The sequence below is a fragment of the Streptomyces mutomycini genome, from assembly GCF_001700505.1.
Classification (GTDB): Bacteria; Actinomycetota; Actinomycetes; order Streptomycetales; family Streptomycetaceae; genus Streptomyces; species Streptomyces mutomycini.
This window is the reverse complement of the sequence record NZ_MAPV01000193.1, coordinates 15,670-27,879: the sequence shown is the minus strand read 5'-3', so window position 1 is coordinate 27,879 and position 12,210 is coordinate 15,670. Positions and strand designations below refer to the sequence as shown.

The 12,210-nt window shown below is 73.4% G+C and carries 12 protein-coding genes; 6 read left to right on the top strand and 6 right to left on the bottom strand.

The genetic code is table 11. The features are described from left to right. The first annotated feature begins 120 nt into the window (after window positions 1-120). The 6 genes from trpC to lgt all read left to right on the top strand — a co-directional run bounded on the left by trpC (window position 121) and on the right by lgt (window position 5,378). The gene (gene trpC / locus BFF76_RS25085) at window positions 121-930 is read left to right on the top strand and encodes an indole-3-glycerol phosphate synthase TrpC (RefSeq protein ID WP_031094330.1); all 810 of its coding nucleotides are present in this window, start codon (window positions 121-123) and stop codon (window positions 928-930) included. 8 nt (window positions 931-938) lie between these two features. Further along, entirely contained in the window at window positions 939-1,208 is a 270-nt protein-coding gene (trpM, locus tag BFF76_RS34605; protein ID WP_324610336.1) for a tryptophan biosynthesis modulator TrpM, read from the top strand. A gap of 136 nt (window positions 1,209-1,344) precedes the next feature. Next, on the top strand, window positions 1,345-2,625 hold the full coding sequence (gene trpB, locus BFF76_RS25080) for a tryptophan synthase subunit beta (protein ID WP_031094331.1): 1,281 nt from the start codon (window positions 1,345-1,347) through the stop codon (window positions 2,623-2,625). Beyond that, window positions 2,622-3,434 carry a tryptophan synthase subunit alpha gene (gene trpA / locus BFF76_RS25075; protein WP_053930141.1) on the top strand — a complete coding sequence of 271 codons (813 nt, stop codon included), beginning with the start codon at window positions 2,622-2,624 and terminating at the stop codon, window positions 3,432-3,434. The genes trpB and trpA overlap by 4 nt, the downstream gene beginning before the upstream one ends. A gap of 75 nt (window positions 3,435-3,509) precedes the next feature. After that, the gene (locus BFF76_RS25070) at window positions 3,510-4,331 is read left to right on the top strand and encodes a DsbA family protein (RefSeq protein WP_031094336.1); all 822 of its coding nucleotides are present in this window, start codon (window positions 3,510-3,512) and stop codon (window positions 4,329-4,331) included. Between the two features lie 84 nt (window positions 4,332-4,415). After that, on the top strand, window positions 4,416-5,378 hold the full coding sequence (gene lgt, locus BFF76_RS25065) for a prolipoprotein diacylglyceryl transferase (RefSeq protein WP_065849110.1): 963 nt from the start codon (window positions 4,416-4,418) through the stop codon (window positions 5,376-5,378). Window positions 5,379-5,526: 148 nt separating this feature from the next. On the opposite strand, the gene BFF76_RS25060 is transcribed toward lgt, so the two are convergent. Genes BFF76_RS25060 through BFF76_RS25035 form a run of 6 tightly spaced genes read right to left on the bottom strand, consistent with a single transcriptional unit; the run spans window position 5,527 to window position 12,174 of the window. After that, entirely contained in the window at window positions 5,527-6,345 is an 819-nt protein-coding gene (locus tag BFF76_RS25060) for an HpcH/HpaI aldolase/citrate lyase family protein (protein WP_065849109.1), read from the bottom strand. Next, window positions 6,342-7,550 (bottom strand): CaiB/BaiF CoA transferase family protein, encoded by a 1,209-nt coding sequence (locus BFF76_RS25055; protein ID WP_065849108.1) that lies wholly within the window; start codon window positions 7,548-7,550, stop codon window positions 6,342-6,344. The genes BFF76_RS25060 and BFF76_RS25055 overlap by 4 nt, the downstream gene beginning before the upstream one ends. Continuing rightward, on the bottom strand, window positions 7,547-8,431 hold the full coding sequence (rbsK, locus tag BFF76_RS25050; RefSeq protein ID WP_053930145.1) for a ribokinase: 885 nt from the start codon (window positions 8,429-8,431) through the stop codon (window positions 7,547-7,549). The genes BFF76_RS25055 and rbsK overlap by 4 nt, the downstream gene beginning before the upstream one ends. After that, complete coding sequence (locus tag BFF76_RS25045) at window positions 8,428-9,795, bottom strand: ADP-ribosylglycohydrolase family protein (protein ID WP_065849107.1); 1,368 nt, start codon at window positions 9,793-9,795, stop codon at window positions 8,428-8,430. The genes rbsK and BFF76_RS25045 overlap by 4 nt, the downstream gene beginning before the upstream one ends. Next, window positions 9,792-10,988 (bottom strand): ADP-ribosylglycohydrolase family protein, encoded by a 1,197-nt coding sequence (locus BFF76_RS25040; RefSeq protein ID WP_053930147.1) that lies wholly within the window; start codon window positions 10,986-10,988, stop codon window positions 9,792-9,794. Before BFF76_RS25040 ends, BFF76_RS25045 begins: the two co-directional genes overlap by 4 nt. Then, window positions 10,924-12,174, bottom strand: coding sequence for an ADP-ribosylglycohydrolase family protein (locus BFF76_RS25035; protein WP_208604880.1), 1,251 nt, complete (start codon window positions 12,172-12,174; stop codon window positions 10,924-10,926). The genes BFF76_RS25040 and BFF76_RS25035 overlap by 65 nt, the downstream gene beginning before the upstream one ends. Between the last annotated feature and the right edge of the window lie 36 nt (window positions 12,175-12,210).

The window sequence follows — 12,210 nt, the reverse complement described above, 5'->3', positions numbered from 1 at the left end:
GCCGTGAATGACCAGGTAGTGGGACGTGACGACGCCGGATGCGAGCCCTGAGCCCTCCTGCGGATACCATCGAGATGGCTGATCCTGTACCCATCACCGCTTCGGAAGGGGGCCGCTCGCGTGAGTGTGCTCGACGAGATCATTGACGGCGTTCGCGCCGACCTCGCGGAGCGGCAGGCGCGTGTCGGCCTCGACGAGCTCAAGGAACGCGCGGAGCGCGCTCCCCGGGCCAAGGACGGAGTCGCCGCCCTGCGCGGCGAGGGCGTGACCGTCATCTGCGAGGTCAAGCGCTCCAGCCCCTCCAAGGGGGCCCTGGCCGCCATCGCCGACCCGGCCGCGCTCGCCGCGGACTACGAGGCCGGCGGGGCGTCCGTCATCTCGGTCCTCACCGAGGAGCGCCGCTTCGGCGGCTCGCTCGCCGACCTGGAGGCCGTCCGCGCCAAGGTCGACATCCCGGTCCTGCGCAAGGACTTCATCGTCACCTCCTACCAGCTGTGGGAGGCACGTGCCCACGGCGCCGACCTCGCCCTGCTGATCGTCGCCGCCCTCGACCAGGAGGCCCTCGTCTCGCTGATCGAGCGTGCCGAGTCGATCGGCCTGACGCCGCTCGTCGAGGCGCACGACGAGGAGGAGGCGGAGCGCGCGGTGGACGCCGGGGCGAAGATCATCGGTGTCAACGCGCGCAACCTCAAGGACCTCAAGGTCGACCGTTCCACCTTCGAACGCGTCGCTCCCGAGATCCCCGACCACATCGTCAAGGTCGCCGAGTCCGGAGTCCGTGGCCCGCACGACCTCATCGCCTACGCCAACGCCGGCGCGGACGCGGTGCTCGTCGGCGAGTCGCTGGTCACCGGCCGCGACCCCCGGGCCGCCGTCGCCGACCTGGTCGCCGCCGGAGCGCACCCCGCGCTCCGGCACGGACGGGGCTGACCCCGCCCGTGCCCGCCGACCGTCCCAGCGCCCGCATCAGGCCGGGCCTGCGCCCCGCCGGGGCGAGCGCCAGGGACCGGCACGCGCCGTCGGCGCGCGGATGCCGCCCACCCGTCTCCCTCCGCCACCCTCAACCGAGGCGCTGCGCGCCGCCCTTCTGGCACCGCGGCTGCCGCGCCCCCGCCCGGCGTGTGCACGGCCGGCGCGTGCGGTACGTGATCGGCGACGAGCCGGGACAGGTCAACGGCATGCGATGGCCCACGGGGTCCGCGCCGTAGCGAGCCCCGGCCGTCGCCCCCCGCCGTACAGGGGGATCCGCACGCCCCACCGCACCGACCGTCCACCGGTCGGCGCGGCGCTCCGACCACGGCGCATACGGTGACATAACCCGTTGCGATTCAAGGAGCACGTCGCATGTCGTCCGACTTCTTCATCCCGGACCCCGAGGGTCTGATCCCCAGCGCCGAGGGCTACTTCGGCGCGTTCGGTGGCAAGTTCATCCCGGAGGCCCTGGTCGCCGCCGTGGACGAGGTCGCCGTCGAGTACGACAAGGCCAAGGCGGACCCGTCCTTCGCCGCCGAGCTCAACGCGCTGATGGTCGACTACACGGGCCGCCCCAGCGCGCTGACCGAGGTCGCCCGCTTCGCCGAGCACGCCGGGGGCGCCCGCGTCTTCCTCAAGCGCGAGGACCTCAACCACACCGGCTCGCACAAGATCAACAACGTCCTCGGCCAGGCACTCCTCACCAAGCGCATGGGCAAGACCCGCATCATCGCCGAGACCGGAGCCGGCCAGCACGGCGTCGCCACCGCGACCGCCTGCGCCCTCTTCGGCCTCGAGTGCACCATCTACATGGGCGAGATCGACACCGAGCGCCAGGCGCTGAACGTGGCGCGGATGCGGATGCTCGGCGCCGAGGTCGTCGCCGTGAAGTCCGGCTCCAGGACCCTCAAGGACGCCATCAACGAGGCGTTCCGCGACTGGGTCGCCAACGTGGACCGGACCCACTACCTCTTCGGCACGGTCGCCGGGCCGCACCCCTTCCCGGCGATGGTCCGCGACTTCCACCGGGTGATCGGTGTCGAGGCCCGCCGCCAGATCCTGGAGCGCACCGGCCGTCTGCCGGACGCCGCGGTCGCCTGCGTCGGCGGCGGCTCCAACGCCATCGGCCTCTTCCACGCCTTCATCCCGGACGCCGGCGTCCGGCTGATCGGCTGCGAACCCGCCGGGCACGGCGTGGAGACGGGCGAGCACGCGGCGACCCTGACCGCGGGCGAGCCCGGCATCCTGCACGGCTCCCGCAGCTACGTCCTCCAGGACGACGAGGGCCAGATCACCGAGCCGTACTCGATCTCGGCCGGGCTCGACTACCCGGGCATCGGCCCGGAGCACGCCTACCTCAAGGACGTCGGCCGCGGCGAGTACCGCGCGGTCACCGACGACGCCGCCATGCAGGCGCTGCGCCTCCTCTCCCGCACCGAGGGGATCATCCCGGCCATCGAGAGCGCGCACGCGCTCGCCGGGGCCCTGGAGGTCGGGCGGGAGCTCGGCGAGGACGGGCTGATCCTGATCAACCTGTCCGGCCGCGGTGACAAGGACATGGACACGGCAGCCCGCTACTTCGGGCTGTACGACGGTGCCGACGCGGTCGTCGAGGCCGATGTGGCCGACGGAGAGGTGGAGGTCACCAAGTGAGCGGCAACCGAGGACTCCTCGAATCCAGGCTGGCCGAGGCGGCGTCCGAGAACCGGGCGGCGCTCGTCGCCTACCTGCCCGGCGGCTTCCCGACCGTCGACGGCGGCATCGAGGCGGTCAAGGCGGCCGTCGCGGGCGGCGCCGACGTCATCGAGGTGGGGCTCCCGCACAGCGACCCGGTGCTCGACGGACCGGTCATCCAGACCGCCGACGACATCGCGCTGCGCGGCGGACTCAAGATCGCCGACATCATGCGTACGGTCCGCGAGACGCACGAGGCGACGGGCGCGCCGATCCTCGTCATGACGTACTGGAATCCCGTCGACCGGTACGGCGTGGAGCGCTTCACCGCCGAGCTCGCCGAAGCCGGCGGCGCCGGGTGCATCCTGCCCGACCTGCCGGTCCAGGAGTCCGGGCTGTGGAGGGAGCACGCCGAGAAGCACGGCCTCGCCACCGTCTTCGTCGTCGCCCCGAGCAGCAAGGACGCGCGCCTCGCCACCATCACGGCGGCCGGCTCCGGTTTCGTGTACGCCTCCTCGCTGATGGGCGTCACCGGCACCCGCGAATCGGTCGGCGAGCAGGCCCAGGACCTGGTGCGGCGTACCCGCGCCACCACGGACCTCCCGGTCTGCGTGGGCATCGGCGTGTCCACGGCCGAACACGCCCGGCAGGTCGCGGGCTTCGCCGACGGAGTAATCGTCGGCTCGGCCTTCGTCAAGCTGATGCTGGACGCCCCGGACGAGGCCGCCGGTCTCGCCGCCGTCCGCGCGCTGGCGGCCGAACTGGCCGTGGGCGTTCGAAAGCGCTGACAGCGTCCGTCATCCGTACGGGTGGACCTGTGACCGGGGAGGCGCTGACGTGCCTCCCCGGTTCGTTTGCGCGGTGTGAGCGAGAAGAACCGAGACCGAAGCAGAGCCGCACGTGACCGGCTCGTCCAGCAGCGTGAGCAGGACAGGGCGCGGGAGCGCCGCCGCCGCACGCTGATCGTCACGACCGCCGTGGTGGGGGTGCTGGCGCTGGCGGCCGTGATCGGCGTGATCGCCGCCAACGCCGGGAAGAACGACAAGGACAGCGAGGCCGGTCCCGCGGTGACCCCGTCCGGGGCGATGGGGGAGGACGGACTCACCCTCCAGGTCGGGGCGGACGACGCGCCGTCCACGCTCACGATCTGGGAGGACTTCCGCTGCCCGGTCTGCGCCCAGTTCGAGAACGCCTTCCGCGACACCATCGCGGAGCTCGCGGACAGCGGTCAGCTCAAGGTGGAGTACCACCTGGCCACGATCATCGACGGCAACGTCGGCGGCACCGGGTCGGTGCGCGCCGCCAACGCGGCCGCCTGCGCCCAGGACGTCGGCAAGTTCGCCCCCTATCACGACGTCCTCTTCCGGAATCAGCCCGCGGAGACCGACGACGCCTTCGGCGACAACAGCAAGCTGATCGAGCTGGCCGGCACCGTGGAAGGCCTGGACACCCCCGCCTTCCGCAGCTGTGTGGAGGACGGCACGCACGACAGCTGGGTCGAGAAGTCGAACAAGGCGTTCACCGAGGGCGGCTTCGAGGGCACGCCGACAGCGCTGCTCAACGGCGAGTCCGTCTTCCCGAAGAAGGGGGATGAGCAGATCTCCGTGGCCAACCTCAAGAAGTGGGTGGCCGACGCGAACAAGGGCAAGAAGCCCGGCACGGTCGGAGCGACACCCTCTCCCTGAGGTGGTCCGGCCGGACCCCGTTACCCAGAAGTTGCCGGACGGCTTGCCGTACGTCCCGTCCGGCAGGGTAGCGTCGACCCCGTCATGAACCTTGCCTTCATTCCCAGCCCGTCGACCGGCGTGATCGAGCTCGGCCCGATCCCGCTCCGCGGCTACGCGTTCTGCATCATCATCGGTGTCTTCGTCGCCGTCTGGTTCGGCAACAAGCGCTGGATCGCCAGAGGCGGCAAAGCCGGCACCGTCGCCGACATCGCCGTCTGGGCCGTGCCCTTCGGCCTGGTCGGCGGGCGGCTCTACCACGTCATCACCGACTACCAGCTGTACTTCAGCGACGGTGAGAACTGGGTGGACGCCTTCAAGATCTGGGAGGGCGGCCTCGGCATCTGGGGCGCGGTCGCGCTCGGCGCGGTCGGTGCCTGGATCGGCTGCCGCCGCCGTGGCATCCCGCTCCCGGCCTGGGCCGACGCCCTGGCCCCCGGCCTCGCCTTCGCCCAGGCGATCGGCCGCTGGGGCAACTGGTTCAACCAGGAGCTGTACGGCAAGCCGACGGATCTGCCCTGGGCGCTGGAGATCAGCGAGGGCACGAACCGGGTCGCGGGCACCTACCACCCGACGTTCCTCTACGAGTCCCTGTGGTGCGTCGGGGCCGCGCTCCTGGTCATCTGGGCCGACCGGCGCTTCAAGCTCGGACACGGCCGGGCCTTCGCCCTGTACGTCGCCGCTTACTGCGCGGGCCGCGGATGGATCGAGTACATGCGCGTCGACGAGGCGCACCACGTGCTGGGCCTCCGCCTCAACGTGTGGACCGCGATCGGCGTGTTCGTGCTCGCGGTGACCTACTTCGTGATCTCGGCTAGGATCCGCCCGGGCCGCGAGGAGATCGTCGAGCCCGACCTGTCCCAGGACGCCGCGAAGGCGGACCCCGCCGAAGGCACCACTGACGACGACGCCGCGTCCGACGACACGCTCACCGGCCAGGACCCCGACGCCCCCGCGTCCGGGACCGAGGACGACGGGGCGGCCCAGCAGAAGGCCGACCGGAGCTGACCCACCACGACGGCCGAAGGGGCCGCCGGACCACAGGTCCGGCGGCCCCTTCGTGCGTCCCGCGGCACGCGGAACCGGCCGTGATCCGCGGAGGCCGGCCGGGCCGGGGAGCCCGTGACCGGCCGGCGGGCACCGCCGTCCCATCGGATCAGCGCCGTCGCGCCAGCGCGAGCACGCGCTCCGCGGTCGCCACCACCGCCGCGTCGACGAACCTTCCGTCCGGCAGGGCCTGCGCCCCCGCCTCGGTCCGGGACGCCTCCAGGATCTCCTGTGCCGCCTCGACCTCGCGCGACGTCGGCCGGAACGCCCGCTCGATCACCGGCAGCTGCCGGGGGTGGATGGCCGCCCGGCCGAGCAGACCGAGATCCCTCCCGTGCGCGCAGGACGACCGCAGACCGGACAGGTCCCGGACGTCGGGATACACCGACATCACGGGCGGGTCGAGACCGGCCGCCCGGGCGGCGGTCACCACACGGCTGCGCGGCCAGTCGAGACCGGCATCGTCCCGCACCCCCAGGTCGGCCCGGAGATCCGCCTCGCCCAGCGCGACACCCCGCACGGCGTGATGCGACCCCGCGATCGAGTACGCGTGCTCGATCGCCAGAGCCGACTCCAGCAGTGGATACAGCGGCACACCGGGCGCCAGAGCCGCCACATGCTGCACGGACGCCGCATGGGTGATCTTGGGGAGCCGCATCCCGGACAGCCCCGGCAGCCCCGCCAGCGCCTTCACATCGTCCTCGCCGTGGACCCGGACATGGACCGGAACCGCACTCGCGTCCACCACGACCGGATCCGAGAGGAGCTCCGCCGTCGCCGTGCGCGCGTACACCTTCCGGTCCGGGGCCACCGCGTCCTCCAGATCGACGATGACCACATCCGCGCCCGAGCCGAGCGCCTTCCGGACCACCTCGGGCCGGTCCCCGGGAACGTACAGCCAGGTCAGCGCCACCGCCGGGCTGCTCACAGCGCACCTTCGTCCCGCAGCGCCGAGATCGCCGGTGCGGAGAGGCCGAGCTCCGCCAGGATCTCGTCCGTGTCCGCCCCGTGCGGCCGTCCGGCCCAGCGGATCGCGCCCGGCGTCTCCGAGAGCCGGAACAGCACGTTCTGCATCCGCAGCGGTCCCAGCTCGGGATCGTCGACCTCGGTGATCGTGCCCAGCGCCCGGTACTGCGGGTCCTCCATCACATCCCGTACGTCATGAATGGGCGCGATCGCCGCCTCGGCCTTCTCGAAGGCGTCCACCGCCTCGTCCCTCGTACGCCGGGCGATCCAGTGGCCCACCGCCCCGTCGAGTTCGTCGGCGTGCTCGGCGCGTGTGCTGCCCGCGGAGAACCACGGCTCCTCGATCAGCTCCGGTCGCCCCACCAGACGCATCACGCGCTCCGCGACCGACTGGGCGGAGGTCGAGACCGCGACCCAGTGGCCGTCCGCGGTGCGGTAGGTGTTGCGCGGGGCGTTGTTCCGGGAGCGGTTGCCGGTCCGCGGCTGGACGTAACCGAGCTGGTCGTACCAGAGCGGCTGCGGCCCCAGCACGGTCAGGATCGGTTCGATGATCGCCATGTCCACGACCTGACCTGCCCCGGTGCGGTCACGTCCGGCCAGTGCCGTCATCACCGCGTACGCCGTGGCGAGCGCCGCGATCGAATCGGCGAGCCCGAACGGCGGAAGCGTCGGCGGTCCGTCCGGCTCCCCGGTGACGGCGGCGAAGCCGCTCATCGCCTCGGCGAGTGTCCCGAAGCCCGGCCGGTGGGCGTACGGGCCCTTCTGCCCGAAGCCGGTGACCCGGGCCAGGACCAGCCGCGGGTTGACGGCCCGCAGTTCCTCCCAGCCCAGCCCCCAGCGCTCCAGGGTGCCCGGGCGGAAGTTCTCGACGATCACATCGGTGTCCGCGGCCAGCCGCAGCAGCACGTCCCGGCCGCCCGGGGCGGACAGGTCGAGGGTCAGCGTCCGCTTGTTACGGCCGAGCAGCTTCCACCACAGGCCGATCCCGTCCTTCGCGGGGCCGTGCCCTCGTGAGGGGTCGGGCTTGCGAGGGTGCTCGACCTTGATGACCTCGGCCCCGAAGTCGCCCAGCATGGTGGCCGCGAGCGGCCCGGCGAAGAGTGTGGCGAGGTCCAGTACCCGCAGGCCGGCGAGCGGCGGCGTCGTGGCAGTCGTAGGGGCAGTCATGCCGCATCGATCTCGCTTCGGCGGGGCATCGACGTCGAAGCGCCCGGCTTCTGCACGCAGAGCGCCGCGGCCGACGACGCCCAGGCGACCGCCTCGGCCACGGACCGGCCCTCGCCGAGTGCCACGGCCAGTGTGCCGACGAAGGTGTCCCCGGCACCGGTCGTGTCGACGGCGGTGACCTCGGGGGCCGCGAAGTGGACGGGTTCGGTGTCCCGGGCCGCGTAGAGGCAGCCCTTGCGGCCGAGCGTGATCATGACCTCGGGGACCTGTCTGAGCAGGATCTGGGCCGCTGCGTGCGGTTCCTCGTAGCCGGTGAGCGCGGCCGCCTCGTGCTCGTTGGGGATCAGCAGGTCGACGGCGTCCAGGAGACCGGAGGGCAGCAACTGCACGGGGGAGGGGGTGAGGATCGTCCTCACCCCGTGGGCCCTCGCGGTCCGCGCCGCCTCGGTCACGGCGGCCATCGGCAGTTCCAGCTGAAGGAGCAGGATGCCGGCCGCCGCGACGGCTGCCTTCTCGCCCGGGCCGAGCGCGGTGACCGTGCCGTTCGCGCCGGGGATCACCACGATCGCGTTGGCCCCCTCGTCGTCGACCACGATGTGCGCGGTGCCGCTGGGCCCCGCGACGGTGTGCAGCAGATCCGTGTCTACGCCCGCGTGCTCCAGGTTCGTCCGGAGCCGTGAGCCGTACTCGTCGGTCCCGACCGCGCCGATCATCACCACATCGCCTCCCGCGCGGGCCGCGGCGACGGCCTGGTTGGCCCCCTTGCCGCCCGGGACGGTCCGGAACTCCCGTCCGGTCACGGTCTCCCCGCGCCCGGGCGCCCGGGGGACGTAGGCGACCAGGTCCATGTTGGTGCTCCCGAGCACCGCGATCGCTGTCATGGGCGGCGTACCTCCTGATAGGTGAGTTCCGCGAGGGTGTCGAAGCCGATGGAGCCGAAGCCGGGCACGGAGGTGGCGAGGCGGTTCTTCAACGGGGCCGTCCAGTGGGCGGGCAGCGCGGCGGCCCGCCCGGCCAGCAGGCCCGCGAGGGACCCGGCCGTCGCGCCGTTGGAGTCGGTGTCCCAGCCGCCGGACACCGCGCAGCTGATGGAGCGGCCGAAGTCGCCGTCCGCGTGGGTGAGGGCAGCGGCGAGCAGCGCCGCGTTGGGCAGGACGTGCACCCAGTGGTGGGTGGAGCCGTAGGTGTCGTGGAGGCGGTCCACGACCGTGTCGAAGTCCGCTTCGGCGCGCGCCGCCCGGATGCCGAGCCGGACCGCGTGCGCATATCTGGACCGGGGCGGCACCACACGGAGCCCGGCGGCCAGGCAGCCGTGCACATCCGTCTCGCCGCCCGCGGCCTCGGCGAGGGCGGCGGCCGTGAACATCGCCCCGTACACCCCGTTGGCCGTGTGGGTGAGGACCGCGTCGCGATGGGCCTGTTCCGCGGCGGCCCCAGGATCACCGGGGTGGGTCCAGCCGTGCACATCGGCCCGGATCTGGGCGCCGATCCACTCCCGGAACGGGTTGCGGTGACGTGCGGTGTCCGGCGGCTCGATGCCGTCGAGCAGATTGCGGTACGCGACGCGCTCCGCGGTGAAGACCCTGCCCGCCGGGAGCTCGTCGAGCCACAGCCGGGCGAGATCGGACGTGCTGAACCCGCGTCCGTGCCTCTGCAGCAACAGCACCGTCAGCAAGGGGTGGTTGAGGTCGTCGTCCTCCGGCATCCCGTCGATGTTCTCGGCGAGGGAGGTGGGTGCCGAGCGCCGGTTCCACGGGTGGGCGGCGGCCAGCTCGGCGGGCAGCCCCCGGGCGGTGAACCAGGTGGTGAGCGGCCAGTTGCCGGTGGCCCGGGCAAGCGCGCGGATGCCTTCCAGCGGAAGCTTCTCGACCGGTTTGCCCAGCAGGCAGCCGACGGCACGGCCCAGCCAGGCCGCGTGCAGCCGGTCGGGCCCGAAGGACACGGGGCGGCCACGCGGGGCGGGCCAGCGTGGACAGGCCGCCCGGATCGCCGACAGGCCGGTCGGCTCATCACCGGCCAACGGGCTCTCCAGCGAGGCCAGTTCGTCCAGGATCTGCCCGGCGAGCGCCCGCAGCCGCCGTGGCGCGGAGGGCTCCGACGCCCCCGCGCGCTCCGGGGCGGGGGCGCCGCCCGCCGCGTACCAGCGCCGCGCAGCGTCCCCCGCGTCCCGGCCGTCCTGCGAGGCCTGACGCAGCTCATGGCCCACCAGGTCCTCGGGCTGGACCCATGTCAGGCGTACGGTCACCGGCCGTCGCCCGCCAGCACGGCGAACGCCGCCTCGTGCGCACGTCGCCGTGCCGTGTCCCGTACGAAGATCTCGCGGGCGACCTCCGTCAGGGCCCGTGCCGGGGCGTGCAGATCGAGGCGGCTGGCCTCTGCGACCGTCTTCACCCAGGTCCCGGGGATCGCCCGCTCGCCGTGGAGCGCACCCGCGAGCGCACCGCTCATCGTGGCGATCGAGTCGCAGTCACGGCCGTAGTTGACCGAGCCGAGCACCGTGTGGTGGTAGTCGCCGCCGCCGACGAGGAGCATGCCCAGTGCGACCGGCAGCTCCTCTACGGAGTGCAGCCGGGAGGGCCGCCGGGCGCCGAGCGAGGGCTCGCGGTAGTGGGGACCGACCGTGTCGAACGGAGCGACGGCGGCGCGCAGCGGCGCCAGCGCGGACTCGAAGTCCGTGTGACGGGAGGCCGCTTCGCACACCGCCTCGATCGCCGACCGGGTGCCGTCCTTGGCCAGGGCCAGGGCGGCCTCGACGACGGAGACGGGGGTCGCCCCCGGGGCGCACGCGGCCGCGACGGCGGCCGCCAGTACCCCGGCCGCCTCCCGCCCGTACGAGGACTGGTGCGCACCCGCGACGTCCAGCGCCTCCGCGTACGCGGCCTCCGGATGGGCGGCGTTCACCAGGCCGACCGGCGCCATGTACATCGCCGCCCCGCAGTTGACGATGTTCCCCGAACCCGCCTCGCGCGGATCGGCGTGACCGTAGTGCAGCCGTGTGACGATCCACTTCTCGGCCAGGAAGATCCGCTGCAGGGGGAGCGCCTCGGCCTCGAGCTCCGGGATCCAGCGGGGCCGTGACATCAGGTCCGGTACGAGGTGGTCGGCGACGGCGTACGCGTCGAGATGGCCGCGCACCGTCTCGTACACCCGGATCAGCGCATGGGTCATCAGGGTGTCGTCGGTGACGTGCCCGTCGCCCTTGTGGTAGGGGGCGATGGGCCGTGCGGTGCGCCAGTCGTCGCCGTACCAGGGCCCGACGACGCCGGTCACCCGGCCGCCGTGACGCTCCGCGATCTGCGCGGGGGTCCAGCCCTCGACGGGACCGCCCAGTGCGTCCCCCACGGCCGCGCCGACCAGGGCTCCGGTGATGCGTTCATCCAGGGTGAGCGTCGTGGTGGCCGCGCCAGCCGCGAGAGCGCCGGTTGTTTTGTGTGTCATGCCGGAATTGTCCACCCGGGGTGACCGGTTCCGTGGCTGCCAGCAGCCCGGCGAGTTCGATCAGGTCCGTGCCGGCCAGCCGGGGCAGCGCGCACCCGGCCAGCGTCCGGCATGCCTCCCGCCAGCCCGCGGGCACGGACGCCGCCCCGCCCAGCGCCCCGGTCAGCGCCCCGGCGAGCGCGGGCGCCGAATCGGCGACCCGGGACAGGCAGGCCGCCGCGGGGACGGCCTGTGCCAGCTCGCCCCGGGCCGCCGTCGTCAGGGCGAGGGCGACCGGTACGGTCTCGGCCGCGGCGATCCCGTAGCTGTAGACGTGGTCCACGATCTGATGCTCGAGCACGGGCACGAGCGCGAAGGCGCCCGCGGCCTCGCCGGCGAACTCCCGGGCCAGCCGCACGGCGTGGACGGCGTTCCGGGCGATCTCGGTGCCCTCCGGCAGCTGGTCGAGTGCGGCGTCGACCACCGAGGCGACGTCCGCGCCGGCGAGGGCCTCGGCGATCGCCGCCGCGACGGCCCGCGCTCCGTGCACCCCGTCACCGTCCTGGGTGTACCGGGCGTCGAACTCGGCGAGCCCGGCCGCCGCCACCGGGTCGCCGGGGTGCACGACCGCGAGCACGGCGGCCCGCACGCAGGCCGCGTCGTCGAAGTAGTGCGGATTGTCGTGACCGGTGGCGGGCGGGCGCAGCCCGGCGGCCAGATTGCCGAGTCCGGCCCGTACGGAGATGCGGGCCCGCAGCGGAAGGACGGCCGACTCGACCTCGGGGGCCCGGGCGCTCGCGGCGGCGACCTTGGCCGCCAGCGCGTTCCACGACCGGTCGATCGCGTCCCGCATCCGGTGGCCGGGGGAGAGGTCCGGAGCGTGGTCGGCCGCGGCGGCCAGCACGGTCCTGGCGGCGAACGCGGCCCACTCGGCGTCGTCGGACGGTCCGAGCCGCAACGGTTCCGGCGGCTGGTTGAGAGCGATGGGCACGGGGAGCGTCGTCGTCGCGTTCTGCTCCGCGAAGGTGTCCAGCTCCCGGGTCAGCCGCCTGGTCCACTCCGGCATCCGCGCCGCCCGGTGCCGCGCGGCCGGCCACCCGGCGGCGTCGCCGGCGGCCAGCCCGAGCAGCAGCCCCTCGATCCTGGCCTGCCTGCCCGGTGCGCCGGGGCCCTGCGCGCCGCTCGCGGCCGCCGGTCCTGCGGTGATCCGGACCGCCACGTGCGGGACGCAATCCGCCGGTGC